Raw genomic sequence first — 24,622 nt, 5'->3', positions numbered from 1 at the left:
ATGAAGTACAGCATCGAGCCGATGAACGTCGATGACGCCGAACGGTGCGGGGAGTTGGAGCGCGCGTTGTTCGCGGGCGACGGACCCTGGAGCGCGCAAGCGTTCGTCTCGGAACTTGCGGGCGCACATAATCATTACTTCGTTGCCAGGGAACCCGACGGTCACGTCCTCGGCTACGCCGGAGTCGCGTTGTTGGGCGCGTCGCCGAACATGGAGGCCGAGGTTCACACCATCGGTACCGATCCCTCGGCTCAGCGACTGGGAATCGGCGGCGCGTTGCTCGATGCGCTTCTGACCCTGGCGGATTCACGGCAGTGTCCGGTGTTCCTGGAAGTGCGCACCGACAACGACCCTGCCATCGCGCTGTACCGGCGCGAAGGATTCGAGATCGTCGGAACACGAAAGAAGTACTACCAGCCCAGTGGGGCAGATGCGTACACGATGAGACGGCCCGCCGTGCTCGGTGTCCGCGAAATTGAGGAGCAGCAAGCATGATCGTCATGGGTGTCGAAAGCTCTTGCGACGAAACAGGTGTCGGTATCGTTCGCTGGAACGGTGACGGAACCTGCGACCTGTTGGCCGACGAGGTGGCATCGAGCGTGGATCAGCACGCCAGGTACGGGGGAGTGGTTCCCGAAGTAGCCTCGCGGGCTCACCTCGAGGCGATAGTGCCGACGATGCGCCGTGCCCTTGCTGCCGCCGGTATCGAGAAGCCCGACGCACTTGCCGTCACCATCGGACCCGGCCTGGCCGGTGCGCTACTGGTCGGTGTCGCCGCCGCGAAAGCCTATGCCGCAGCCTGGAACATCCCGTTCTATGCGGTCAATCATCTCGGTGGTCACGTCTCGGTTGACACTCTCGAGCACGGTCCGTTGCCCTCGTGCGTCGCATTGCTGGTCTCCGGCGGTCACACGCACCTGCTTCACGTCGAAGATCTGGGCAAGCCCATTGTCGAACTGGGCACGACTGTCGACGACGCCGCCGGTGAGGCCTTCGACAAGGTGGCCAGACTGCTCGGGCTCGGCTTTCCGGGCGGACCGGCACTCGATGCTGCTGCGCAAGAGGGAGATCGGAACGCAATCGCCTTCCCCCGCGGCATGACCGGCCCGCGCGATTCGCGGCACGACTTCTCGTTCTCGGGACTCAAGACGTCCGTCGCCCGCTATGTCGAATCGAAAGAGCGCGCAGGCGAGGCCTTTTCGATCCCGGACATCGCTGCCTCGTTCCAGGAAGCGGTTGCCGACGTCCTGACGCTGAAGGCAGTGCGTGCAGCCAAGGACGTCGGGGTCGACACGTTGGTTCTCGGCGGCGGCGCCACGGCCAATTCACGTATCCGTTCACTCGCCGAGCAGCGCTGCGCCGAAGCCGGCATCACGTTGCGCATTCCGAAACCTCGACTGTGCACGGACAACGGCGTGATGATCGCTTCGTTGGCTGCCCACCTGATCGGAAACGGTGCAGGCCCTTCGGAATTGAGTGTTGCCACGGACCCGGGGCTGTCGGTCTCGGTCAGCCAGTTGATGCGCTGAGAATCAACCGACTGGGACCGGTTCCCGATCCGGTGTGGTCGCGGGGCCGGTTTCGGGCGTCGAGGTATTCGGTTCACCGGGTCTTGTTGTCGGATCACCGCCGGGGGTGGTGAGTTCGGTTTCGGTGGAACCGGATCCAGGATTCTCCGGCGTCGTCGGGTTTTCGCCGCCGCTCTCACCCGGGCCGAGACCGCCGCCGGGGTTTGCCTCGGTCGGATCGACCGGGGGCGTCGCCTCGGTGTCCGGAAGCGTCGGCCACCACGCCGGTGGATCGGGCAGCGTGATTCCGGGGATGGTCGGCCAATTCGGAGTGGTCGTTGTCGTCGTCGGCGGTGTGGTTGTCGTCGACGTGTCTGGTATCGGCGCCGGCGGAAGCGTGTACTGATGCGTTGTGTACGAGTGAGTGTCGAACGGCTGTGAGTCGAACGGCGTTGTGGGATAGCCGTACTGCGGGAAAGTGCTGCCCACTACCGAAGGCAGAGGATCATGTGAGGGGATGATCGTCGATCCGGTGCTCGGCGTCGCTTCGGGGCTCACCGTCGTCGTGGTCGAACCGGTTCCGACAGGCGAGACCGCGGTGTCGTCGGTCGGCACCAATTCCTTTGCGCCGTAGCCGAGTACCAGTCCGCCGACCACGAGCGCACCGATCAAAGCTCCCGAGACCTTGGCGGTGGATCCCGAGCGCTGGTCACTTCCGGAGCCCAGCAAGGGGAAACGAATTGCGGTGATCGAATCTGCCAGGAGTGCAGCACCTTTGGTTGCCGCAGTCTCGGGCTCGACGATCTCGACCAAGGGGAGGTCGACGGCAGCGGCGACGGCGGACCGCACGGCCGGAATGTGTGCGCCACCGCCGATGAGCACAACGGCACCGACCGGCCGCGGTGAGCCGTTCACGACTTCACGGATGAAGGTGACGGCGCGCTCGATATCCGGGGCGATGATGGCTTCGAACTCGTCGCGCGTGATCGCCATTGCATCGACGGGAAGGTCGATGGTCACCTTGGCGGCCGTGGACAGTTGCTCCTTCGCGACGTGGCACCGGGCAGCAAGAAGCTCCGCGTCGGTGTACCGGCGCAGGTGCCCTGGCGCCTTCTCCGTCACGAAGTCGACCAATGCCCGGTCGATTCCGGCCCCCGCGAGGGCGTCGATACGGTCGGAATGCAGAACTTCACCGGTGTGATCGACGACGGACACCGTCAGACCCTGATCGCCGACGTCCACCTGAGCTGTCGTGTCGTACCGCTCGGTTTTCCCGGTCTCGGCGAGATACGCGTGTACTGCGGCAGGTTCGGGGATGGCACGGACCTGCTTCGGCGAGCGCGAGAGAGATGACCTGATGCTCGCGAGCTGGTCGTCCGTGCGATAGCTGACACCGATCGAGCGCGGCGCTTCAGATCCGTCCGTTACCTGCGTCGTCATCAGCTTGATGGACGCCCGGACGAGGTCACCGACGTTGGAATTGGCCTGATCCGCCGAGACGAAGCGAGTCTCGGCAGGCACCGCTCCTGGCGCGTTTGTGCTGGTATCGGTGTCGACGAGGGCTGAATAGACACCGGAAGATCCAGTGGAAATTCCCAGTGAACAACTCATCGCGCACCTCCTCACAGTCAATACCGGTCAATGTTCAATCGACCGCCGTTATATGAACGTTACAGAAGGTTCGTGAGGATTGCTCAGTGCTTTTTGTCTCCATGACACCCTTTTCGGACCGAAAGGGTGGTTTTACCTGCGAAATTGTCGATCATTGATTCATGCGGAAAAAAGGCGATTCTCCCCACATCGACCGGGATCGACGACGCGCGCTGATCCGGGGTGCGGTGCTTCGACCCACGCTGACGATGATCGCCTTCGGATGTGCGTACTTCTTCCTGCCGTGGATCGATGTCCACACAGTGGGTGCGATTTTCCTCTTGATCGGTGGAGGGGCAGCGGTGCTTGCCGTGACGACCTGGCAGGTGCGTCGAATTCTGCGTTCCGATGTGCCTTCTCTGCAGGCGGTCGAAGCAGTGGCGGTCGTGATGCCGACCTACTTGCTGTTGGTGTCCATCACCTATTTTTCGGTCGAGCATGCGAGTGCCGGCAGTTTCACCGAACCGCTGTCGCGTATGGCGGCCCTGTACTTTTCGCTGTCGGTGTTCTCGACCGTCGGCTTCGGCGACATCGCTGCACAGACGGACCTTGCCAGGGGACTCGTGAGCCTTCAGATCGTCTGCAATCTGGTGTTGATCGGATTCGGCGTTCGATTCGTGGTTGCCGCAGTGTCGTGGGCGAAAGCGCACCGCTCGCCTTCGAGCGGACCTGAAATCACCTAGGACACTGCGGCAATCGGAGTCATCGTCCGGTGTGGACCAACAATTCGACGTTCTGGTCGACGCCGGTACCCGTCAACTTCGGGTCGCGGTGGATGTCGTTGAACGACAGTTCGCGGTACAGCGAGGCGAGCCCGGCTGCCGACTTGTCGCTGTACTCGACTGAATTGGGACTTTCCGCTTCGAAGAGCGTCGCAAGCAACGACACCGTTCCGTCGTGATTGTCCGCGATCTCGATGATGCGCCCGAGCTGTGGGTAGTCGATGTGAGAGGCGGTGTTGATCTCCCAGAAGCCCTGCTCGGGGGTCGCGCCGGGCCACGGGGTGATCTTGTTCTCGTGGGTGTGTCCGTTCACCCAGGCAAGTACGTTCGGGAAACGATGCAGCAAGTCCAGAAGCTGTGAACCGCGCAGGCGCGGCTCGAGGACGTTCTCGGGGTCGGGAATGAGATTGTCCATCGTGTCGCTCGTGTGGTGACTGAACAGCACGAAATAGGTGTCACTGCGCGACTCGGTGACGCGAGAGCCCGCGGCGTCGTAGTAGGTGCTGCTGCCGGCGCGCAGGGTGTTCTCGATCCACTGGAACTGAGCGGCGCCCAGCGAACCGTCGACAAGGCCTGCGCGGTTGGTGGAGTCCATGCTGATGCCGACGACGCCCGGTGCGATCTGGAACGCGTAGTAGCCGATACCGGTTTCGCCGGCGTCGGGGGCGAAACCGTGCCCGACAGGGCCGGGGCCGGTGTGCGCGGGATCAAGGTGTGCGGCGATGAACTGCCGGGGTGTGAACGGTGCGCGCGACGGGTCGGGGGTGACCTGGCGCGGCGGCGTAGTGAAGGCGGACAGGATTCCGGGAATCGCACTGGGATCGAACTTGGTGGCGATGTCGATCTGCTTGGCCTGCTCCGGTGAACCGGGCACCTCGAATTTGAGAGATCCCGTGTACATCGCTTCGAGCGGTGGGATGCCGCTGGGCACCGTGCCCGACACCGAATCGTCGTGGTTGCCGAACACGCAGTACCAAGGGGTGTTCAGGCCGGGGCTCGACACGGGAGTGAAAGCGGCACCGAAGAAGTCCGGAATCTCCGGGAAGCCGGCCTTCTTGTACATGTCGAGCATCGGCGATTCAGGGTTCCAGTACAGATCGGCACCCGAGTTCTGCACACCCTCGTAGCGGTCCTTGGCGCCGGTATTGGCGACGACGGTTCCGCCGTTGAGTGAGGTGAGGAACCAGTCGAGTTCGGCGAATTCCTTGTTGTCCGTGTTGTCGCCGGTGGTGACAACGGCATCGAAGGGGCGCGAGGTGTGCGGGCCGCTCCCGATCGAATTGACGCGTCGGACAAGCGAAATCAGCCCGTGCGCCGTCAAGGTCTCCTGGGGGCGGAACGCAGAACCGGTGATCTGATGGACGTATTCGAAGCGCATGGGGGACTGGGCGTCGACGATGTGGACGTCGGTCAACTGCACGAGTGAGGCGAGCGCGGTGCGTCGGTCCTCGCGTCCTGACTTCGGCTCGGCCAACTCGCTGCGCACGATGTTCGCCCAACCGGGACCGGCAGTGAGCCTGGTGTAGCCGCTGCTGCTGACGGGCGTGGACACGGACTCGAGAGTGGTGCCGGGACCTGACGTCGGAATGGTCGACGCGCCTGCGTATTGCAGGCCCCACGGCTTGCCAAGGCTGACCGCGCCGACGGCGCCGAGTCCGGCGAAGGTCAGAAAACTACGGCGATTGATGTTCGTCACGAAGTGAACAATAGGTGAACGTGGTGGACGGCTGTCTTGTTTCGCTCTGGACGAAGAGAAAAATGCGCCCAGTCCTTGAGGGTTGGCACTCTCACGTATAGAGTGCCAATTGGCGCTGATCGAGTTCCGGCACCCGCGACGACGGGACTGCAGTGACGCGCCGTAAACGGCATACCCAAACAGCTGTCCGAGGATCGCCTCGGACGCACATACCCCAAAGTGGAGGGCTCATCGTGGCGAGCGTCAACATCAAGCCGCTCGAGGACAAGATCCTCGTCCAGGCCAACGAGGCTGAAACGACGACGGCTTCCGGCCTGGTCATTCCTGACACAGCCAAGGAAAAGCCCCAGGAGGGCACTGTCGTTGCAGTCGGCGAAGGCCGCGTCAACGAGCAGGGCAACCGCATCCCGGTCGACGTCAAGGAGGGTGACACGGTCATCTACTCCAAGTACGGCGGAACCGAGATCAAGTACGCCGGCCAGGAATACCTGATCCTGTCGGCACGCGACGTGCTGGCTGTCGTCTCCAAGTAAGACACACGTGATCCGCCCCGGAGTCCACACAGGATCCCGGGGCGGAATGCGTTCACGCCCCGAAGATTCAGGAGCTGACAGAACAGATGTCCAAGCAAATTGCGTTCAACGAGACCGCACGCCGCGCTCTCGAAGCCGGAGTCGACAAGCTTGCCGACGCCGTCAAGGTGACCTTGGGCCCGCGTGGACGCCACGTCGTGCTCGCCAAGGCATTCGGCGGCCCCACCGTCACCAACGACGGTGTGAGCATCGCCCGTGAGATCGAGCTCGAAGATCCCTTCGAGAACCTCGGCGCGCAGCTCGTCAAGAGCGTCGCCACCAAGACCAACGATGTTGCCGGCGACGGCACCACGACCGCGACCGTTCTGGCCCAGGCCATCGTCCGCGGCGGACTCAAGAACATCGCAGCGGGCGCGAACCCGATGGCGCTCGGCGTCGGCATCAACGCCGCAGCCGACAAGGTCGTCGAGGAACTGCTCGCCGCGGCCACCCCGGTCGAGGGCGAGAAGTCGATCGCCCAGGTCGCCACCGTCTCCTCGCGTGACGAAGAGATCGGCAAGCTCGTCGGCGAGGCACTCACCCGTGTCGGAACCGACGGCGTCGTGACGGTCGAGGAATCCTCCACCGTTGCAACCGAACTCGTTGTCACCGAAGGCGTTCAGTTCGACAAGGGCTACCTCTCGCCCTACTTCGTCACCGACATCGATGCGCAGAAGGCCGTCTACGAAGACGCGTTGATCCTGCTCTTCCGCGAGAAGATCAGCTCACTTCCCGACTTCTTGCCGCTGCTCGAGAAGGTTGCCGAATCCGGCAAGCCGCTCTTGATCATCGCCGAGGACGTCGAGGGTGAAGTTCTCTCCACCCTGGTGGTCAACTCCATCCGCAAGACCATCAAGGCCGTCGCCGTCAAGGCGCCGTTCTTCGGTGATCGTCGCAAGGCATTCCTCGACGACCTCGCAGTCGTCACGGCAGGCACCGTCATCAACACCGACGTCGGCCTCTCCCTGAAGGAAGCCGGCCTCGACCTGCTCGGCAGCGCTCGCCGCGTTGTCGTCACCAAGGACGAGACGGTCATCGTCGACGGTGCCGGCACCGCTGACGACATCGCGACCCGCGTCGCGCAGTTGCGTCGCGAGATCGAGAACACCGATTCGGATTGGGACCGCGAGAAGCTCGAAGAGCGTCTGGCGAAGCTGTCCGGCGGCGTGGCCGTCATCAAGGTCGGCGCAGCCACCGAAACCGATCTCAAGGAACGCAAGTTCCGCGTCGAGGATGCGGTCAACGCAGCCAAGGCAGCAGTTGCCGAGGGCATCGTCCCCGGTGGCGGATCGGCTCTCGTTCAGGCCGGTACGGCTCTGATCGGGAACCTCGGCCTGTCGGGTGACGAGGCCACCGGCGTTGCCGTGGTCCGTGAAGCCCTCAACGCTCCGTTGTTCTGGATCTCCAGCAACGCAGGCATCGACGGATCCGTCGTTGTCAGCAAGGTCGCCGAGATGACCAAGGGCGAAGGCTTCAACGCTGCCACCCTCACCTACGGCAACCTGCTTGCCGACGGCGTCGTCGACCCGGTCAAGGTCACTCGCTCGGCAGTGGTCAACGCCGCTTCCGTCGCGCGCATGATCCTCACGACCGAGAGCGCTGTCGTCGAGAAGCCGACCGAGGCAGTTGCCGACACCGGACACGGTCACAGCCACTAGCTCGCTGCTCGTAGTTTCGACAAAGAAGAGATCCCCCACCGGATTCCGGTGGGGGATCTCTTCTTTCGTCTGGCGATCAGATGAGCGGGATCGTTGCGAACGGCTCGCTGGTGGGCTGCTGCGATCCGCCGGGCGGTTCGACCGTGAACGCCAACTTCGTGTTCGGGCCGATGCCGTCGAGCACCACCTGGGTAGTGGGTTTGACGTCGCTCGGAGCCATCGTCCCCATCGGGATCATCGTGGTGTCGTCGGTGTCGCCCGGCACCAGCCACATCTGGTAGACGGTATCCGGACTCGGGGGAGTCACATCGTTCATCACGAGGACTGCGGCGTCTTCGGAGGGCGAGAACAGCGTCGTGGCACTACCGCCGCCCGGGATGTCACGCGTCGTGGCATGAACGTCGGGTGCTGCCATGATTTCGGATGCGGGGTTCTGCGGCGGCGTGTTGTCGGACAGCGTGCGTCCGATTCCGATGCCGCCGACCAGGATTGCGACTGCGGCGGCCGCCGCAAGAGCCATGGTCCACGGGCGTCGACGGTTACGACGCTCGGCCAGCGAAACCGGGGCGTTGGGAGCCGCGGTCTGTTCTGCGATCGAGGCGAGGACGCTGCTGCGCAGTGACGGCGGGGGCTCGACGGCGTCGACGACGGTCATCGCGGCCATGGTTTCGGAGGTGAGTCGGACCTGGGCGTCGAATTCGGCGCGGGTCGCGGAGTCCGAAGCGGCAAGTCGTCTGTCGACCTCACGGCGCTCGTCGAGGTCCAACGCATCGATCGCGTAGGCGTACGCGTAGTCGATCAGCTCTTCGTCCATCTCACATCACCCCCAAACATCCACGTAGGCGCAGTAGTCCGTCGCGAATTCGCGACTTGATCGTGGGAATCGCCACGCCGAGATCTTCGGCCACCTCGCGGTACGTTCGGCCGCCGTAATAGGCGAGAGTCACCGATTGGCGCTGAGTGTCCGTCAGCGTTTCGAGACAGTCGGTGACAGCACGATGCTCGTCTCTTCGTGTCACTTCGTCGCTGACGACGTCGAACTCGGGAGTGGCATTGGTGGTGTCGTAGAGAGCCTGTCGATCCGAACTCGACTGTTCGGAGCGCACGCGATCCACCGCGCGGCGGTGGGCAAGCGTCAGAAGCCAGGAGAGTGCGGACCCCTTGGCAGGATCGAAGCTGTCGGCCGATTTCCAGGCTTGGAGGTAGACCTCTTGGACCGCTTCCTCGGAGAAGCCTGGATCACGGAGTACACGGAGAACCATGCCGTAGACACGGGAGCTGGTTCGGTCGTAGAACTCGGCAAAGGCGCTCTGGTCGCCACCGGCCACGTTCGCGAGGATCACTGCCAGCTCGCGTGATTCCACGATTCGCGCGGTGCGGGCCGCAGAATTGTCCGTCGGGCATGCGTCGGCCGCATCCGACGCATGGTCTGGCTCGCTCACGAAGAGTTGTCTCGCTTCATCGCGTACAACCGTAGCGTGCATGTCCGGTTCTTTTCTCTCGGCCCGCCGTTGGCCGCTGTGCGCCTTTATTAACCGCGGGGGGTTAATAAAGGCGCACAGCAGGTGGGGACTACTGCGGCATCAGCACCGAATCGATGAGGTAGACGGTGGCGTTTGCGGTCTTGACTCCACCGCAGACGACAGTTGCGTCGTTGACCTTGATGTTGTCACCGGATCCGGTGACGGTGACCGTTCCGCCCTCGGCGGTGGGGTGCGTTCCGTCGATCGCGTCAGGAGCGATCTGGCCGGGAACCACGTGGTAGGTGAGGATCTTGGTCAGCGTGGCGCTGTCCGTCTTGAGGCTGTCGATCGTCGCGGGGTCGATCTTGGCGAATGCCGAGTCGATCGGTGCGAAGACGGTGAACTCGCCGCCGTTGAGAGTGTCGACCAGGTTGACGTCCGGGTTGAGCTGTCCGGAGACTGCCGCGGTCAAGGTGGTGAGCAACGGATTGTTGGATGCCGCTGTGGCAACCGGATCCTGGGCCATTCCGCTGACCGATCCGGCGCCGCTCGGCACTGCGGCTGCATAGTCGGCACAACCGGCACCGACCAGATCAGAAGCAGGCTCCGCCATCGCGCTGCTGGGAGACATGCTCGATCCCATGGCAGAAGACGTCATGGCGGCGCTGGACGTGTCGGTCGACGAATCGTTGTCGTCGGAGGAGCAACCGACGACGCCGAAGACGGCGAAAGAGGCTGCTGCGGTGACTGCCAGAACTCGAGTAGAGGTGTTCATGGGTCTGCCTTCCTGAAGGGATGTGCTGAGGTGCACTGTCAGAAGGCATTCGGAGTCGGTTGTCGACAGGATGGGTCGGAGTCGGAAATTCTTTTCAGGAGCTGGTGTACACAAGCAAAAGCCCCCGAAAACTCTCGGGGGCCTTGTGCACTCGACCTACGTGTATCAGGAAGCTATGCGGGTGGTGCGACGGTGGCGCGCATGTAGTTCACGTTCGGTTTCCGACATTCCTCCCCAGATGCCGTACGGCTCGGCGACGGTCAGCGCGTGGCTGCGGCACTGCATCAGTACCGGGCACTGACGGCACATCTCTTTTGCGCGGGTTTCGCGCTGGGCACGTGCTCTACCGCGTTCGCCATCGGGATGGAAGAACATGGAGGAGTCGACTCCGCGGCACAGACCGTGCATCTGCCAGTCCCAGATGTCTGCGTTGGGGCCTGGAAGGTGATTCGGTGCAGGCATGTTGACTCCTTACTGCAAGCTCGCGTTGATCAACGAGCGGACCAAGTTGCCCGGAGGTTATCCGGGCCTTCTGAATCGTTCACGCTTGCTAACCGTAAGGGTGCTGAGTAAATCGCGTCAATAGGCTCGTTCAGTGGCGATCGGCATATATCGAAATGCGAGAGTTAACGAAGTATATATTTACATTTCGGGTCTCTCATGCGTTGCGCTGCGTCGATGTTGAAATCGGGTCGATCGAGGTGGTGGCAGGCAAGCCTGGCTGCTCGAGATGCGAAACCCACAGATCAGGGATATGTTTGGTGCTGATCGCCCGGCGAAAAGACTCAGTCGTTCGGCTCGGTTTGCGTCATTTGTCCGATATTGCACGGGCAGGGTCGTACTCCATTTCGGGACTTAGTGCCCAAGTTTCAACTAGGACATCTGTCCAATAAGTAATGCGCAGTTAACGTCACGGATATATGCCCGTTAAATATCATTACGAGTACATTCGGCAAATCTCAGTTGAATATCTGATTAACTCCGACAAACTTGCCTTTTCGTCTTCCCGTGCGGCAAACGGCATCGGTCAGGCGCTTGTCTGTTGGCGCTGCTGCGATGATCTACCTGTGTCGACACTTGAGCCCCCTGAATCGCCTTCGTTCACTGAGTCACCTGGCCTTCCCGGGACTCTCGAATCCGCCGCATTCGGTGCGGATCCGGACCTTGACCGTCTCCCTGCGCCTTGCTCTACCCGGGATTGGTGGACAACGGCAGTAATACTGGGTGGTCAGGGGCACTACGCCAGGGCGCGGGCAGCATTGGATGTCCTCGATCGGCTCACGACGGGGTCCTCGACGCACTCGGATCGAGTTCTTGCCTCTCTCTCTGCCAGCGCGAGGGCGTCGTTTCTTCGCCAGAGTGGACGTCATGCACTCGCGTCGACGTGGGACGGGCGCGCACTGGCGATTGTCGGCGGTCTGCCAGTCGATCCAGAGGCTGCCTGTGACGCTCTGACCGGTCTGGCCGCGGACGCCCTCGGTTGTGGCCGGCTCCCGCTCGGCTGGCGCCTGCTGGGGGAGTGTCGGACCCGTCTGGGCGGCGAGGGCGGGCTGTGGCGGCAGGAAATTCGGATCGAATGGGTCTCGGCGGAACTGGCGCTGGCGGGAGGTGACTTCGCGCGCGCCCGCAGACACGCAGAACGCGCCGTCGAATTGTCGGGGAAATCGGAGTCCGTCCGGCACCGCGTGAAGTCGGATCTACTGCGCAGCGCCGCGCTGACCGGAACAGACCCAAGCGCTGCCGTGGAGTCGGCAGCGGAAGTGCTTGCGAGGTGTCAGCAATACGGCCTGCTGCCCCTGGCCTGGGCGTCGTCGCTGCTGATCGAGGGTGTGAGCGGCGGGAGGACCTCGCCGAGTGCCCGTGAGATCGGCGATCTGATTGCGATGCGCGGTGGATCACTCCTACCTTTGTCGTAATCGATCCACCCGAAGTCTCTCGCGAACGATTCCCACAGGGCTGTTTCGATATCGCGACTGCTGGGCGGGCATGCGGAGACCAGCCGGTCCGGATGGTTACTCTTAGAGGGTTCCGCTGAGAGCGGGAGCACACCCGCTCGGGAGGTGCCACTGTAACGCCAGGATTTTCGCTGACGATGACAAATACGAGCGATGAGTTGGACACCGCGGTCGCCGCTGCTGCGCAGGGCGACCGTACAGCTCTAGCTTTGGTTCTGGAGAACATCCGACCGATGGTGGTGCGCTACTGCCGCGGTCGAGTGGGTGCGGCCGAGCGGGGACACCTGTCCGCTGACGACGTCGCGCAGGAAGTGTGTCTGGCCGTGATGACCGCGCTGCCGCGTTATCAAGACCAGGGACGCCCGTTCATGGCCTTTGTGTACGGAATTGCCGCGCACAAGGTTGCGGACGCACATAGAAGTTCCGCCCGTAACAAGTCGGAGCCCGTTTCCGAAGTACCGGATGTAATAGCACTGGATGATGGTCCCGAACAGCGAGCACTCGATTCGGAGTCCAGCAGACAGATGCATGAACTTCTCGGCACACTTCCGGAGAAGCATCGAGAAATCTTGATACTTCGCCTGGTGGTCGGGATGTCGGCCGAGGAAACGGCCGTCGCCGTCGGTAGTACCGCCGGAGCTGTACGAGTCGCTCAGCACAGGGCGATCGCGAAACTGAAAAAAGAAGTAACGAAAGCAGGTGAGAGCTTTGGCTAGAGATGAGGGGCGTGACGCTTCGAATCTCGGTGATCTCGCCGACGACGGTACGCCAGTGGACTTGGCTGCGGTTCGGCGTGACGATGCGCTGATCGAGTCCATTTCGAGTGGCGGGCCGGTAGCAACCGATAGCACCGAACAGTACGAACTTGCGTTGATTCTCTCGCAATGGCGTGACGATGTCGTTGCGACTCCGATGCCCGAGGGTCCGTTGTTGGACGATGTCATCGCTGCAATCACAGCGACGCCGTCCGGCTTCTCCGATCGTCAGCGTTCACGTTCCCGTTCCCGATTGCGTGTGGTCCGCCCGATCGCCGCCGCAGCAGCTGTTGCAGCAGTGGTCTTCGGTGGTGCCACAGCGATGGCGTACGACGCCCAGCCCGGCGATGCCCTCTGGGGCGTCAAGCAGGTCGTCTTCGCCGACGAGGCCAACTCGACGGTCGCGAAGATCGACACGACATCCGAGCTGGAAAAGGCCGAGCGTCTGTTGGCCGCCGGGGACACTCCCGCGGCAAAGATGGTGCTGGACAACGCAGCTCACCGTGCCGATGCGGTCAAGGACTCGCAGGACAAGACGGATCTCGTCGAGCGTTGGGGCAAGTTGATGACGCAGGTCCAGGAGACCACGTCACCCGCAGTACCGCCGTTGACGTCCGATCAGCAATCCTCGCTTGCCACCTCTCCCACGGCGATTCCGGGGACTTCAGTCAATCCGGCCAACCCTCAGTTGTCTGGCGGCGTGACCACAACGACAACGCCCGACCCTGGAATCATGCAAGCGCCTGGTCCAAGCGCGGCGTCGTCTACACCGTCATCGTCGCCCACGACGACTACCACGACCACGACGACCACCACGACAACGACGTCACTGGCCCCGGCCTCGTCGCCGTCGGGTGATTCTTCTTCACCCCCACCCTGAGGTTCCCGCTCTGATCGCATCGTTGCGGTCCAAGTTCATACGAAAGTGGCCGACAAGCAATTGCTTGTCGGCCACTTTCGTTTGAACCTGGTGGGGTTTCGCTCAGCTGTCGAAACCGTCGCCGTGCATCGCCTCGTTCATCGACGCGTCGGCGTATCCACGGCAGTAGTCCCACGTGACATATGCCTCAGGCATCGGGTCGTAGGCAGGCTCGTGGGGGCGGACGGTTCCGTCCACGAGGAGCTGCAGCAGGTTTGCGCGCAGCATGTCCCAGTCGTGGTAGTGATCTTGTTGGCAGTCTTCGCAGCACACTACGAGACCGCGGATGCCGCGGTGAGCGAGGAGTGCCTCGTAGACGGCGAGGTCAGCGAGATCCTCCTCGACCGCTTGGCGTTCGTGGGGGTCGAGTGGTTGACCCGGCTCGATGGCATCGAGAGCCGCGGAGGGGTCAGCTGGGTCGCCGGCGAAGGGATCTGGCGGCAGACCGGGGGGCAGTTGATCACGCACAGCACCACGGTACGCAGGTCAGGGGGGTCAGCGCCACTTGTTACGCGTACCCGCAGCGTGGGTGGGATGGTTCGGACCTTTGAGTGAGCCGATACCATGGTGTGCAACGCCGGGAAAAGGTGCCAGGAATTTCTTTCCGTGCAGGCGCCTTCTATCCGATATCCAGCTTTCGTAATCCGTTTCGAGGCGGCTGCTACAGCGGTCGCCCTGGGCGAATCTAGGTCCATGGAGGGTCCTGACCGCATGAGTAGTTCTGCAGGACATGTACACACCGGAGGAGACGACCCCAACAAGGTCGCAATGCTGGGACTGACTTACGACGACGTGCTGCTGTTGCCTGCTGCGTCCGACGTCATCCCGAGCCAGGTCGACACGTCCAGTCAACTGACCCGCGACATCCGTCTGCGGATTCCGTTGGTCAGTTCTGCGATGGACACCGTCACCGAGTCGCGCATGGCAATTGCGATGGCACGCGCCGGCGGCATGGGTGTTCTGCACCGCAACTCGTCCGTCGAGGTTCAGGCAGGACAGGTCGAGACCGTCAAGCGCTCCGAGGCCGGCATGGTGACCGATCCCGTCACGTGTAAGCCGACCGACACGATGGGTGAGGTCGACGCGAAGTGCGCTCGCTTCCGCATCTCGGGTCTGCCGGTCACCGACGACGCCGGCCAGTTGGTCGGCATCGTCACGAACCGTGACATGCGGTTCGAGGTCGACCAGAATCGTCCGGTCGTCGAGATCATGACCAAGATGCCGCTGATCACCGCTCAGGAAGGCGTCACCGCAGACGTGGCACTGGGCCTTCTTCGTCGGCACAAGATCGAGAAGCTGCCGATCGTCGACGGCAACGGCAAGCTCACCGGTCTGATCACGGTCAAGGACTTCGTGAAGACCGAGCAGCATCCGGACGCTACCAAGGACCGTGACGGTCGACTGCTCGTCGGCGCTGCAGTCGGTGCAGGCGACGACGCCTTCCAGCGTGCGATGGCGCTCACCGATGCCGGTGTGGACGTACTCGTGGTGGACAGTGCGCACGGTCATTCGTCCAACGTTCTCGACATGATCGCCAAGCTCAAGCGTGAACTGGGTGAGCGGGTTCAGATCATCGGTGGCAACGTCGCTACGCGCGCGGGTGCTCTGGCACTGGTCGAAGCCGGCGTCGATGCCGTCAAGGTCGGAGTCGGCCCTGGTTCCATCTGCACCACCCGCGTCATCGCCGGTGTCGGTGCCCCTCAGGTCACGGCCATCCTGGAAGCGGTTGCCGCGTGCAAGCCTCTGGGTGTGCCCGTCATCGCTGACGGTGGACTCCAGTTCTCCGGTGACATCGCGAAGGCTCTTGCCGCGGGTGCGTCGACGGCCATGCTGGGTTCGCTCCTGGCCGGTACCGCTGAATCGCCCGGCGAACTGATCCTGGTCGGCGGCAAGCAGTTCAAGAGCTACCGCGGTATGGGTTCGCTCGGCGCGATGCAATCGCGTGGCGAGGCCAAGTCGTACTCCAAGGACCGGTACTTCCAGGACGACGTACTTTCCGAGGACAAGTTGGTTCCGGAAGGCATCGAAGGACGTGTTCCGTTCCGTGGCCCGCTTTCCCAGGTGACGCACCAGCTCACCGGTGGTCTGCGCGCTGCCATGGGTTACACGGGGTCGGCGACGATCGAGCACCTGCAGAACGCTCAGTTCGTCCAGATCACGGCGGCCGGTTTGAAGGAAAGCCATCCGCACGACATCACGATGACTGTCGAAGCACCCAACTACACCGCTCGTTAGCAACCAGTACACGAGAAAGGGGCGCGCGTGCGCGACCTCGTTGAGATCGGCATGGGTCGAACGGCCCGACGTACCTACGAGTTGGACGATGTGAACATCGTTCCCTCCCGGCGAACCCGTTCGTCGAAGGAGGTGTCGACTGCTTGGCAGCTCGACGCTTACAGGTTCGACATCCCAGTCCTCGCACATCCCACCGACGCGTTGGTCTCGCCGACCTTCGCGATCGAGCTGGGTAAGCGCGGCGGCCTCGGTGTCATCAACGGTGAAGGCCTGTGGGGTCGTCACCCCGATGTCGAGGAGAAGCTCCGGCGTCTCGTCGAGATCGCCGAAAAGGACGGTGGCGTCGACGCAGCCATCCGCTACTTGCAGGAGCTGCACGCGGCACCGCTGCAGGCGGGTCTTCTGGCTGCTGCGGTGGCGCAGGTCCGTGATTCGGGGGTCACCACTGCCGTTCGGGTCAGTCCGCAGAATGCGCGCGCACTGACGCCCGAGCTGATCAAGGCCGGAATCGACCTGCTGGTCGTCCACGGGACGATCATCTCGGCCGAGCACGTCGTGCACACCGAGCAGGAACCGCTGAACCTCAAGACGTTCATCTCGGAACTCGACGTTCCGGTTGTCGCTGGTGGGGTCAGTGACCACCGCACCGCGCTGCACCTGATGCGTACCGGCGCTGCCGGTGTCATCGTCGGGTACGGCTCCACCGAGGGTGCAACCACCACCGGTGAGGTCCTGGGTATCGGCGTTCCGATGGCCACGGCCATTGCCGACGCTGCAGCAGCCAGGCGCGACTACCTCGACGAGACGGGTGGACGCTACGTCCACGTCATCGCCGACGGTGACATCGCAACTTCGGGTGATCTGGCGAAGGCCATCGCCTGCGGTGCCGACGCTGCCGTTCTGGGCGCGCCGCTGGCCGTGTCCGCCGAGGCGCCGGGTGGCGGCTGGTACTGGCCGTCCGCTGCGGCTCATCCTTCGGTTCCGCGTGGAGCGCTTCTTCCGGTTTCCTACGGCGAGCGTCCGAGCCTGGATCAGGTCCTGAGCGGTCCTTCGGATGATCCGTACGGTTCTCTGAACTTCGTCGGCGGTCTTCGTCGGTCGATGGCCAAGGCCGGGTACTCCGACCTCAAGGAGTTCCAGAAGGTCGGGCTGACGGTCCGCGCGTAGTTTGTACCTTTCTGTGGCCCCGGTTCTTCGTGAACCGGGGCCACAGTTCGTTGTGCAGGACTTTCTTCCGTTCCTGATACTTGCGGTTATGCTTATGGGGCCCCTTGTGGTGGTAGTCACAAGGGATAGGTGCATACTGGCGGGTAACTACGGTTCACGGTGGAGGTGTCCTGATGGGCAAGCAACGGGCAACGGACTACGACGTACTGATCGTCGGATCCGGGTTCGGCGGAAGCGTGAGCGCGCTTCGTCTCGTGGAGAAGGGCTACAAGGTCGGCGTCATCGAAGCCGGCCGACGGTATGCCGACGAAGATTTCGCGAAGACCAGCTGGGATCTCAAGAAGTTCCTCTGGGCTCCGAAGCTGGGTTGCTTCGGCATTCAGCGCGTGCATCTGCTGCGCGACTGCCTCATCCTCGCGGGTGCAGGGGTCGGCGGCGGGTCGTTGAACTACGCCAATACGCTGTACCAGCCACCGGAGCCGTTCTTCCAGGACAAGCAGTGGGCGCACATCACCGACTGGCGAAGTGAGCTCACCCCGTACTACGAGCAGGCTCAGAAGATGCTCGGCGTCGTGCAGAATCCGCACATGACGCCCGCTGACGAGATCATGAAGTCGGTCGCCGACGACATGGGCGTCGGCGACACGTTCATCCAGACGCCCGTCGGCGTCTACTTCGGTGAGCCGGGCAAGAAGGCGAAGGACCCGTACTTCGGCGGCGTCGGACCCGAGCGCACAGGTTGCATCGAGTGCGGCGAGTGCATGACGGGCTGCCGTCACGGCGCGAAGAACACTCTCCTCAAGAACTACCTGGGCCTTGCCGAGACAGCCGGCGCCGAGATCATTCCGATGACCACTGTGTCCGGACTTCGTGAGGCTCGCGACGGTTCGTGGGATGTGTTCACCGAGCGAACCGGTGCATTCGGACGAAAGAACCGCCGCACCTACACGGCTGCGAACGTGATTCTCGCGGCCGGAACGTGGGGCACTCAGCATCTGCTCTTCGACATGAAGGACACCGGAGCGCTGCCCAAGCTCTCCGACAAGCTCGGCGAGCTGACTCGAACGAACTCCGAATCCATCGTCGGCGCAGGCAAGTACAAGGTCGATCCTGCACTCGACCTGACCCGCGGAGTGGCGATCACGTCGTCGTTCCACCCGAGTAGTGACACCCACATCGAGCCGGTCCGCTACGGCAAGGGTTCCAACGCGATGGGACTGCTGCAGACCTTGATGACGGATGGCGGTGGCTCGACACCGCGGTGGATCAAGTTCCTCGGTGTGGTCGCGAAGAACCCGTACCAGATGCTGCGCATGCTGACTGTCAAGGACTGGAGCGAGCGCACGATCATTGCGTTGGTCATGCAGAACCTCGACAACTCGATCACCACGTACACGAAGAAGGGCCTGTTCGGTCGACGCAAGGTCACCAGCAAGCAGGGCCACGGTCAGCCGAACCCGACGTGGATTCCCGAGGGCAACGAGGCGACGCGTCGAGTTGCCGCGAAGATCGACGGCGTCGCAGGCGGCACGTGGGGCGAGATCTTCAACGTTCCTTTGACCGCGCACTTCCTGGGTGGTTGCGCTATCGCGTCGGATTCCGATCACGGCGTCATCGATCCGTACCACCGCGTGTACGGCTACCCGACGCTCAGCGTCGTCGACGGTGCAGCGGTGTCGGCCAATCTCGGCGTGAATCCGTCGCTGACCATCGCCGCTCAGGCCGAGCGCTCGGCCTCGCTGTGGCCGAACAAGGGGGAGACGGACCTGCGTCCCGCCCAGGGCAGCGGCTACGAGCGTTTGGCTCCGATTGCACCCAAGTCGCCCGTGGTGCCGGCGTCGGCTCCAGCCGCGCTGGTTCTGCCGATCGTGAAGATCACCGGCGGCAAGACGGCTACGGCTGTTCCGGCGGAGCCTGCTGCCGGATAGTTCACCGCGAACCGAAAAGGGGCGTGTCGTCGAGGATTCGACGGCACGCCCCTTTTGCAGTTTCAGATCGTCAGCCCACCTTGTCAGCCGCCCAGCGACCCGAAGAGGGTGCCGAGGTCGAGGCTGCCGGTTCCGCCACCGGGTCCGCCGTCGGTATCACCGGGGACGGTCAGGGTCTGCGGCGCAGAGGCCGAGGACGTGTAGCCCGAAGCACCCACGAATTCGGCAGTGACACTGTAGGTCCCGGAGTTGTAGAAGGTGGCCGGTACCGTTGCGACACCGTTGACCACGTCGACCGGTCCACCGATGAGGGTGTCACCGACCTTGAACTGGACCTTGCCCGTGGCACCGGCCGGATCGACCGTTGCCTTGAGTGTCACCGGGGTGTTCTTCTGAACAGTTCCGACGGCGTCGAGAACCGTGGACGTCTCGACGTCAGCGGGAGCCGGAGTCGTGACACTGACCGGGAATGCCGGGGCAGCGGACGGCGCGAATCCTGGTGAACCCGTGAACTTCGCGACAACCTTGTGCGTTCCTGTCGAGGTGAAGGTGTACGGAGCGATGGCAACTCCGTCGGTTCCGACCGTGGCAGTCAGCGTTTCGGTGCCGTCGACCATGAAGTCGACGGTGCCGCCGGTGCCCTGCGGATCGACCTTGGCGGTGAGGTTGACGTCCTGACCGACCTTCGCGGTAGACGGAGAAACCGTTGCGGTAGTGGTCACGGCGTCAGGCGGCGCATCGGTCGTGACGGTCACGATCTTGGCCGACGCCGACGTCGACGCCAGGAATCCGGGTGCACCGCTGTAGCTCGCGGTGATGGAGTGCGGTCCGTCCTCGGTGAAGGTCGGGGAGATGCTTGCCGACCCTCCGGTGACCGGCACCGCGTCCCCGAGGGGGTTGTCGCCGTCGAAGAACTGGACGGTTCCACCGTTTGCGCCGCCGCTCACGTTGGCCGACAGAGTGACAGGAGTTCCGTTCTTGGCGTTGGCCGGTCCGACGACAGTGGTGGTGGTTGCCTTGTCCGCCTCGATGATCCGTGTCGTGGCGAGGGGGCCTGCGCCGCTGTTGAGAGGACCGTTCTCAGCGTCACGAGGGGTGCACCGCGTAGGCGCCCAAGCGGTGATGACCAGGGTGGCCTTGGGGAGGAACGTGAGAAAGTTGCGATCGTTGTTCCATGCTCCTGCGCTGCCGCCGGTGCGTACCTTCATCGCGACGTCCCCTGAATCGCCGGCCTTGAGAACTGCCTTGACCTGGGGGAGTTGGAACTGGGTGTAGCCGTCGGCATTGTTGGAACCGTCGACGTTCTTGCCGGTCGCCTTGACGACTATCCCGCCCTCGGAGTTGATGCTCGAGCTGGGGCTGTTGCCGATGACCTGGTTGTTTCCGGAGAGACGCAGAATCGTTCCGTTGGGATCGACGTTGCCGTTCTCGTTGACACGCAGGATGTTCGGCGCGACACCGCTGAGCCCAGCCGAGGTGCCTGGGACGATGGTGGCTTCCACCAGGGTGGCGTTCGCGGGAACGTCGACGTCGACCTTGATGCGGGAGACGTTCTGGACGGTCGCCCCCGAAGCCGATCCGGGGAAGGCGATGGGACCGGGTTGGATGGTGACCTCGAAGGTCTCACCCGCTCCGACGCTATCTGGTGCGTCGACGATGACCGAACCGGACTGGGACTGCGTGGTCGGACCGGCGACGGCGGACGGGGTTGCGAGGCAACTCGTTCCGAAAGTTGTTGTCACCGGGGCCGCTGATGCGGGGATTCCCGCGAGGATGACGCCACTGGCGAGTGCCGTGGCGGCGATCGGCGCCGCGATGCGGCGTCTGGAATGCACGAACATGGATTCTCCTGAGCTGGGTACGGGAGTGGTGTCCAAAGCTGATGTGGGGGACTAGCTTCCGAAGAGCGGGATGAGGCCACTGAGTGAACCGGTGTCCACGCTTCCGGTGCCGCCGCCGCCGTCTGTCGGTGCGGTGCCGACCTGTACGACCGTCGGGCCGGAGACGGAGTTCTTCCAGCCGGCGTCGCCGACGAAGTTGGCAGTGAGGCCGAACGTTCCCTCGTCGTCGAAGGTGTGCGTGAGCGTCGCGACGCCGTTGACGACGGCAACGGGTGCGCCGATGGGCGTCGTGCCGGACTTGAACTGGATCATTCCGTTTGCTGTTCCGGGTGCAACGGTGGCCTTGAGTTGCAATGCCTTTCCGACCTGAGCGGAGCCGCTGACAGTCAGGACGGTCGTGGTGTCCGCGCGGGCGGGCTCGGGATCGGTGACGTTCACCGTGAACGATGTGGACGTGGAGCCGATGAATCCGGTTCCGCCGGAGAACTCGGCAACCACGGCTGCGGCACCGGCTGATGCGAAGGTGTGCGGGAGGATCGCGACGCCGTCACCCGTGCCGACGGGTGCGGTACCGATCTCGGCGCCGTCGACCTTGAACGTCACGGTTCCGCTGCTCGGGATGGGGGAGACGGTGGCCGAGAGGTTGGTCGGTTCACCGACGACTGCTGTGAGCGGTTCGACAACGGTGGTGGTGGTTCCCCAGTCCGGGTCACTGACGTCGAGTTGGGTTGCGGTGGAAACGGAATCGCCGTAGCCGGCCTCGCCGGTGAACACTGCGGTGAAGCTGTGCGTGCCGGAGGCGTCGTAGCTGCGGGTCAGGGAAGCCGTTCCGTCGACCACGGCCACCGGTGCGCCGAGGTTCGTGTCGCCGTCCTTGAACTGCACCGTGCCCATGGCGTTGGCCGGAGTGACGACGGCGCTCACGGTGATGCTGTCACCGACCAATGCGGCGTTCGGAGCCGAGATCGTGGTGGTGGTGTCCGCGGAGACGTCGACGGTCTGGACTCCGGAGTTCGAGCTGTGGAATCCCGGACCGGCGTTGTACGCGGCGGTGATGTCGTGGGCGCCGACGCTGTCGAAGGTGTGGGAGAGGGTGGCGCTACCGCCCGAGACCGGGACGGGTGCGCCGATGTCGTTGCCGCCGTCCTTGAACTGGACGGTGCCGCTCGCGTCGGACGGCGCAACCGTCGCGGTCAGGTCGACCGGCGTGCCGACCTTCGCCGTTGCCGGTGCAACCAGAGTGGTACCGGTGGCGACAGACGGGTCGACGACCTGGACGTTGACGTTGATCGGGTTGAGGCCCTGCTGCGTGCTGAAGGCGTTGACGTCGAAGAGCATGCCGCTGTCGTACGTCCCGAACGCTGTGCCGACAGGGACCGTGTAGGTCGCTTCGAGCGTGACGGGTTGGTTCTTCTTGACGACGAATCCACCGACGAGGAAGGTGCAGCCGCTCGAGCACTTCGCTGAGACTCCGCCATCTGATTCGTTGCTGATCGTCGCCCGGTTGGTCACACCCAGGTAGGTGGCCTTGGCGCTGCCCGGCACGAGGACGAATCCTGCGGGCGGGATGTCACGGATCTTTGCGATCGACCGTTCGATGCCGCTTTCGTTGTGCTTGATCTCGGTCTTGTACGTGACGGTGTCACCCGGGTGAACTGCCGCGTTCCCGATGACACTCTTCGTGAAGATCAGATTGTCGGTCGTGCCGGTGAAGGTGGTCGGCGGGGCTTCGTCAGCGGTGGCCGGCGTGCCGAGGACTAGAAGTCCGGCGGCAGCCGTCACAGCCGCGACAGGTATGGCGAGTCGTCGTATGAATCGACGCACAGGTCCTCCTCGAGGTGAGCGCCGTTCGGCGGCGCCGGCCGTTTGCGATCGTGATCCTGATCACTTGACGGGCGAGATTACCTTTACTGGACGTTTGGTTCAGGCGAATCGGTCAAACGTCCAGAAAATTCACCCTCCGTCCATTTCGGGCTCTGGCCTGCGATGATGTCGCTAATTTGATTGCCGAAGCTAAGGTGCGGGTGATTGGGGCATCGTTGACCTGGACGGTGGTCTAGGTCGCCCCGAGGTCGCCGCGCAGTCCGGAGGGTCGGCCTTTGTAGTGACGTACCTCGCGCTCACTCGGCCGAGGAGCGGGCTGAGTCCATGCATGCGCAGAAGCGCTGGCTGCGGCGATTAGACTGCACCTGTGGCAGATATCGAGCAGCAGAGACCAGTTCTTGTCGTCGACTTCGGAGCGCAGTACGCGCAGTTGATCGCACGGCGAGTTCGCGAAGCCAAGGTCTACTCGGAGGTGATTCCGCACACCACGACCGTCGAGGAGATCGTGGCCAAGAACCCCTTGGCTGTTGTGCTCTCGGGTGGGCCCTCGAGTGTCTACGCAGACGGTGCTCCCAAGCTCGATCCCGCACTTTTTGATCACGACATCCCGGTTTTCGGAATCTGCTACGGATTCCAGGCAATGGCAGGCGCCCTCGGCGGCACCGTTGCCGAGACCGGTACCCGCGAATACGGCCGTACCGACATCGCGGTATCCGGTGGGTTGCTGCACGACGGACTTCCCGCGACGCAGCCGGTGTGGATGAGCCACGGTGACGCCGTCACCGAAGCGCCGTCCGGCTTCGAGGTGACTGCGACCAGCGATGGCGCTCCCGTCGCAGCGTTCGAGGACCGCGCTCGCAAGCTCGCCGGCGTGCAGTACCACCCCGAGGTTCTGCATTCCCCGCACGGTCAGCAGGTCCTGAGCCGCTTCCTGCACGAGATCGCCGGTATTCCGGCAGCGTGGACGGCGTCCAACATCGCCGATGCGCTGATCGAGCAGGTTCGCGAGCAGGTCGGCGACGGACACGCCATCTGCGGTCTGTCCGGTGGTGTCGACTCGGCTGTCGCTGCGGCTTTGGTTCAGCGGGCAATCGGCGACCGGTTGACGTGTGTCTTCGTCGATCACGGTTTGATGCGAGCCGGTGAGCGCACGCAGGTCGAGCAGGACTTCGTCGCGGCAACCGGTGCGCGTCTGATCACCGTGGATGCTGCGGACACCTTCATCGGTGAGCTGGCTGGGGTCACCGATCCCGAGACCAAGCGCAAGATCATCGGCCGCGAGTTCATCCGCAGCTTCGAAGGCGCAGTCAGTGATGTTCTGGGCGAGAACGCATCTCACGGTGCAACCGTCGACTTCCTCGTGCAGGGCACCCTGTACCCGGATGTCGTGGAGTCCGGCGGCGGCACGGGAACTGCAAACATCAAGAGCCATCACAATGTCGGCGGGCTGCCGGAAGACCTGCAGTTCAAGTTGGTCGAACCGCTGCGTCTGCTGTTCAAGGACGAGGTCCGTGCAGTGGGCCGCGAACTCGGCCTGCCGGAAGAGATCGTCGGTCGCCAGCCGTTCCCCGGTCCCGGACTCGGTATCCGCATCATCGGTGAGGTCACCCGTGATCGCCTCGAGATCCTGCGTCATGCAGATTCCATTGCGCGCGAAGAGCTTACGTCTGCAGGCTTGGACGGAACGATTTGGCAGTGCCCGGTGGTTCTCCTTGCCGACGTCCGCAGCGTGGGCGTGCAGGGTGACGGTCGGACGTACGGTCATCCGATCGTGCTGCGTCCGGTCTCGAGTGAAGACGCGATGACCGCGGACTGGACGCGTCTGCCGTACGAGACCCTCGAGCGCATCTCGACTCGAATCACCAACGAGGTTGCGGACGTGAACCGCGTAGTCCTCGACGTGACGAGCAAGCCGCCGGGAACTATTGAGTGGGAGTAAAAAACAACTGTGCGC

General features: G+C 63.4%; 21 protein-coding genes. 12 read left to right on the top strand and 9 right to left on the bottom strand.

Translation table 11 applies throughout. The features are described from left to right. Both rimI and tsaD read left to right on the top strand, forming a co-directional pair. On the top strand, nt 1–495 hold the full coding sequence (rimI, locus tag R4P70_RS18030; RefSeq protein ID WP_020906927.1) for a ribosomal protein S18-alanine N-acetyltransferase: 495 nt from the start codon (nt 1–3) through the stop codon (nt 493–495). After that, nucleotides 492–1,529 (top strand): tRNA (adenosine(37)-N6)-threonylcarbamoyltransferase complex transferase subunit TsaD, encoded by a 1,038-nt coding sequence (tsaD, locus tag R4P70_RS18025; protein WP_019747579.1) that lies wholly within the window; start codon nt 492–494, stop codon nt 1,527–1,529. Before rimI ends, tsaD begins: the two co-directional genes overlap by 4 nt. A gap of 3 nt (nt 1,530–1,532) precedes the next feature. Here tsaD and R4P70_RS18020 read toward each other — a convergent pair whose 3' ends face one another. Then, nucleotides 1,533–3,119 carry an Hsp70 family protein gene (locus R4P70_RS18020; RefSeq protein ID WP_283569493.1) on the bottom strand — a complete coding sequence of 529 codons (1,587 nt, stop codon included), beginning with the start codon at nt 3,117–3,119 and terminating at the stop codon, nt 1,533–1,535. A 161-nt stretch (nt 3,120–3,280) separates the two neighbouring features. Here R4P70_RS18020 and R4P70_RS18015 point away from each other — a divergent pair, with 161 nt between their 5' ends. Next, nucleotides 3,281–3,841, top strand: a complete 561-nt coding sequence (locus tag R4P70_RS18015) for a potassium channel family protein (RefSeq protein ID WP_020906930.1) — start codon at nt 3,281–3,283, stop codon at nt 3,839–3,841. Nucleotides 3,842–3,860: 19 nt separating this feature from the next. Here R4P70_RS18015 and R4P70_RS18010 read toward each other — a convergent pair whose 3' ends face one another. Continuing rightward, nucleotides 3,861–5,576: a TIGR03767 family metallophosphoesterase gene (locus tag R4P70_RS18010; protein ID WP_029254930.1), complete on the bottom strand. Its 1,716-nt coding sequence runs from the start codon at nt 5,574–5,576 to the stop codon at nt 3,861–3,863. Between the two features lie 233 nt (nt 5,577–5,809). Here R4P70_RS18010 and groES point away from each other — a divergent pair, with 233 nt between their 5' ends. Both groES and groL read left to right on the top strand, forming a co-directional pair. Then, the gene (groES, locus tag R4P70_RS18005; protein WP_003940763.1) at nt 5,810–6,109 is read left to right on the top strand and encodes a co-chaperone GroES; all 300 of its coding nucleotides are present in this window, start codon (nt 5,810–5,812) and stop codon (nt 6,107–6,109) included. Between the two features lie 86 nt (nt 6,110–6,195). Then, nucleotides 6,196–7,806, top strand: a complete 1,611-nt coding sequence (gene groL / locus R4P70_RS18000; RefSeq protein WP_019747583.1) for a chaperonin GroEL — start codon at nt 6,196–6,198, stop codon at nt 7,804–7,806. Between the two features lie 76 nt (nt 7,807–7,882). Here groL and R4P70_RS17995 read toward each other — a convergent pair whose 3' ends face one another. The 4 genes from R4P70_RS17995 to R4P70_RS17980 all read right to left on the bottom strand — a co-directional run bounded on the left by R4P70_RS17995 (nt 7,883) and on the right by R4P70_RS17980 (nt 10,506). Beyond that, on the bottom strand, nt 7,883–8,620 hold the full coding sequence (locus R4P70_RS17995; protein ID WP_019747584.1) for an anti-sigma factor domain-containing protein: 738 nt from the start codon (nt 8,618–8,620) through the stop codon (nt 7,883–7,885). A gap of 1 nt (nt 8,621) precedes the next feature. Continuing rightward, nucleotides 8,622–9,290 carry a sigma-70 family RNA polymerase sigma factor gene (locus R4P70_RS17990; protein WP_019747585.1) on the bottom strand — a complete coding sequence of 223 codons (669 nt, stop codon included), beginning with the start codon at nt 9,288–9,290 and terminating at the stop codon, nt 8,622–8,624. Between the two features lie 88 nt (nt 9,291–9,378). Continuing rightward, on the bottom strand, nt 9,379–10,044 hold the full coding sequence (locus R4P70_RS17985; protein ID WP_007728616.1) for a fasciclin domain-containing protein: 666 nt from the start codon (nt 10,042–10,044) through the stop codon (nt 9,379–9,381). A 165-nt stretch (nt 10,045–10,209) separates the two neighbouring features. Beyond that, nucleotides 10,210–10,506: a WhiB family transcriptional regulator gene (locus tag R4P70_RS17980; RefSeq protein WP_003940939.1), complete on the bottom strand. Its 297-nt coding sequence runs from the start codon at nt 10,504–10,506 to the stop codon at nt 10,210–10,212. Nucleotides 10,507–11,261: 755 nt separating this feature from the next. Between R4P70_RS17980 and R4P70_RS17975 the strand changes: the two genes are divergently transcribed. The 3 genes from R4P70_RS17975 to R4P70_RS17965 all read left to right on the top strand — a co-directional run bounded on the left by R4P70_RS17975 (nt 11,262) and on the right by R4P70_RS17965 (nt 13,634). Beyond that, nucleotides 11,262–11,960, top strand: coding sequence for a hypothetical protein (locus tag R4P70_RS17975; protein WP_411742477.1), 699 nt, complete (start codon nt 11,262–11,264; stop codon nt 11,958–11,960). A gap of 176 nt (nt 11,961–12,136) precedes the next feature. Next, on the top strand, nt 12,137–12,715 hold the full coding sequence (locus tag R4P70_RS17970) for a sigma-70 family RNA polymerase sigma factor (protein WP_003940953.1): 579 nt from the start codon (nt 12,137–12,139) through the stop codon (nt 12,713–12,715). After that, nucleotides 12,699–13,634 carry an anti-sigma-D factor RsdA gene (locus R4P70_RS17965; RefSeq protein ID WP_411742476.1) on the top strand — a complete coding sequence of 312 codons (936 nt, stop codon included), beginning with the start codon at nt 12,699–12,701 and terminating at the stop codon, nt 13,632–13,634. Before R4P70_RS17970 ends, R4P70_RS17965 begins: the two co-directional genes overlap by 17 nt. A 102-nt stretch (nt 13,635–13,736) precedes the next feature. Here the strand turns inward: R4P70_RS17965 and R4P70_RS17960 are convergent, their stop codons facing one another. After that, a complete protein-coding gene (locus R4P70_RS17960) occupies nt 13,737–14,141 on the bottom strand; it encodes a DUF5319 domain-containing protein (protein WP_003940777.1) in 405 nt (134 codons plus the stop codon). Nucleotides 14,142–14,384: 243 nt separating this feature from the next. Between R4P70_RS17960 and guaB the strand changes: the two genes are divergently transcribed. The 3 genes from guaB (at nt 14,385) to R4P70_RS17945 (ending at nt 19,003) form a co-directional block, all read left to right on the top strand. Next, nucleotides 14,385–15,908, top strand: a complete 1,524-nt coding sequence (gene guaB / locus R4P70_RS17955) for an IMP dehydrogenase (protein WP_020723641.1) — start codon at nt 14,385–14,387, stop codon at nt 15,906–15,908. 27 nt (nt 15,909–15,935) lie between these two features. Further along, complete coding sequence (locus tag R4P70_RS17950; protein ID WP_021332462.1) at nt 15,936–17,075, top strand: GuaB3 family IMP dehydrogenase-related protein; 1,140 nt, start codon at nt 15,936–15,938, stop codon at nt 17,073–17,075. A gap of 173 nt (nt 17,076–17,248) precedes the next feature. After that, nucleotides 17,249–19,003, top strand: coding sequence for a GMC oxidoreductase (locus tag R4P70_RS17945; RefSeq protein ID WP_020906934.1), 1,755 nt, complete (start codon nt 17,249–17,251; stop codon nt 19,001–19,003). 83 nt (nt 19,004–19,086) lie between these two features. Here R4P70_RS17945 and R4P70_RS17940 read toward each other — a convergent pair whose 3' ends face one another. Together R4P70_RS17940 and R4P70_RS17935 are read right to left on the bottom strand one after the other, a co-directional pair. Further along, nucleotides 19,087–20,844 carry an Ig-like domain-containing protein gene (locus R4P70_RS17940; RefSeq protein WP_283569491.1) on the bottom strand — a complete coding sequence of 586 codons (1,758 nt, stop codon included), beginning with the start codon at nt 20,842–20,844 and terminating at the stop codon, nt 19,087–19,089. A 51-nt stretch (nt 20,845–20,895) separates the two neighbouring features. After that, nucleotides 20,896–22,668: an Ig-like domain-containing protein gene (locus R4P70_RS17935; RefSeq protein ID WP_283569490.1), complete on the bottom strand. Its 1,773-nt coding sequence runs from the start codon at nt 22,666–22,668 to the stop codon at nt 20,896–20,898. 367 nt (nt 22,669–23,035) lie between these two features. Between R4P70_RS17935 and guaA the strand changes: the two genes are divergently transcribed. After that, on the top strand, nt 23,036–24,607 hold the full coding sequence (gene guaA / locus R4P70_RS17930; RefSeq protein ID WP_019747593.1) for a glutamine-hydrolyzing GMP synthase: 1,572 nt from the start codon (nt 23,036–23,038) through the stop codon (nt 24,605–24,607). The last annotated feature ends 15 nt before the right edge of the window (nt 24,608–24,622 follow it).

This window comes from Rhodococcus sp. IEGM 1241 (genome assembly GCF_033142365.1).
In the GTDB taxonomy this organism is placed as follows: Bacteria; Actinomycetota; Actinomycetes; order Mycobacteriales; family Mycobacteriaceae; genus Rhodococcus_F; species Rhodococcus_F erythropolis.
This window is presented reverse-complemented; position numbering and strand designations above follow the sequence as displayed.

Excerpts from the sequence above, each read along its gene's own strand:
- rimI (WP_020906927.1), top strand. The coding sequence starts at position 1 with ATGAAGTACAGCATCGAGCCGATGAACGTCGATGACGCCGAACGGTGC.
- tsaD (WP_019747579.1), top strand. The coding sequence starts at position 492 with ATGATCGTCATGGGTGTCGAAAGCTCTTGCGACGAAACAGGTGTCGGT.
- R4P70_RS18020 (WP_283569493.1), bottom strand. The coding sequence starts at position 3,119 with ATGAGTTGTTCACTGGGAATTTCCACTGGATCTTCCGGTGTCTATTCA.
- R4P70_RS18015 (WP_020906930.1), top strand. The coding sequence starts at position 3,281 with ATGCGGAAAAAAGGCGATTCTCCCCACATCGACCGGGATCGACGACGC.
- groL (WP_019747583.1), top strand. The coding sequence starts at position 6,196 with ATGTCCAAGCAAATTGCGTTCAACGAGACCGCACGCCGCGCTCTCGAA.
- R4P70_RS17995 (WP_019747584.1), bottom strand. The coding sequence starts at position 8,620 with ATGGACGAAGAGCTGATCGACTACGCGTACGCCTACGCGATCGATGCG.
- R4P70_RS17990 (WP_019747585.1), bottom strand. The coding sequence starts at position 9,290 with ATGCACGCTACGGTTGTACGCGATGAAGCGAGACAACTCTTCGTGAGC.
- R4P70_RS17985 (WP_007728616.1), bottom strand. The coding sequence starts at position 10,044 with ATGAACACCTCTACTCGAGTTCTGGCAGTCACCGCAGCAGCCTCTTTC.
- R4P70_RS17980 (WP_003940939.1), bottom strand. The coding sequence starts at position 10,506 with ATGCCTGCACCGAATCACCTTCCAGGCCCCAACGCAGACATCTGGGAC.
- R4P70_RS17970 (WP_003940953.1), top strand. The coding sequence starts at position 12,137 with ATGACAAATACGAGCGATGAGTTGGACACCGCGGTCGCCGCTGCTGCG.
- guaB (WP_020723641.1), top strand. The coding sequence starts at position 14,385 with ATGAGTAGTTCTGCAGGACATGTACACACCGGAGGAGACGACCCCAAC.
- R4P70_RS17945 (WP_020906934.1), top strand. The coding sequence starts at position 17,249 with ATGGGCAAGCAACGGGCAACGGACTACGACGTACTGATCGTCGGATCC.
- R4P70_RS17940 (WP_283569491.1), bottom strand. The coding sequence starts at position 20,844 with ATGTTCGTGCATTCCAGACGCCGCATCGCGGCGCCGATCGCCGCCACG.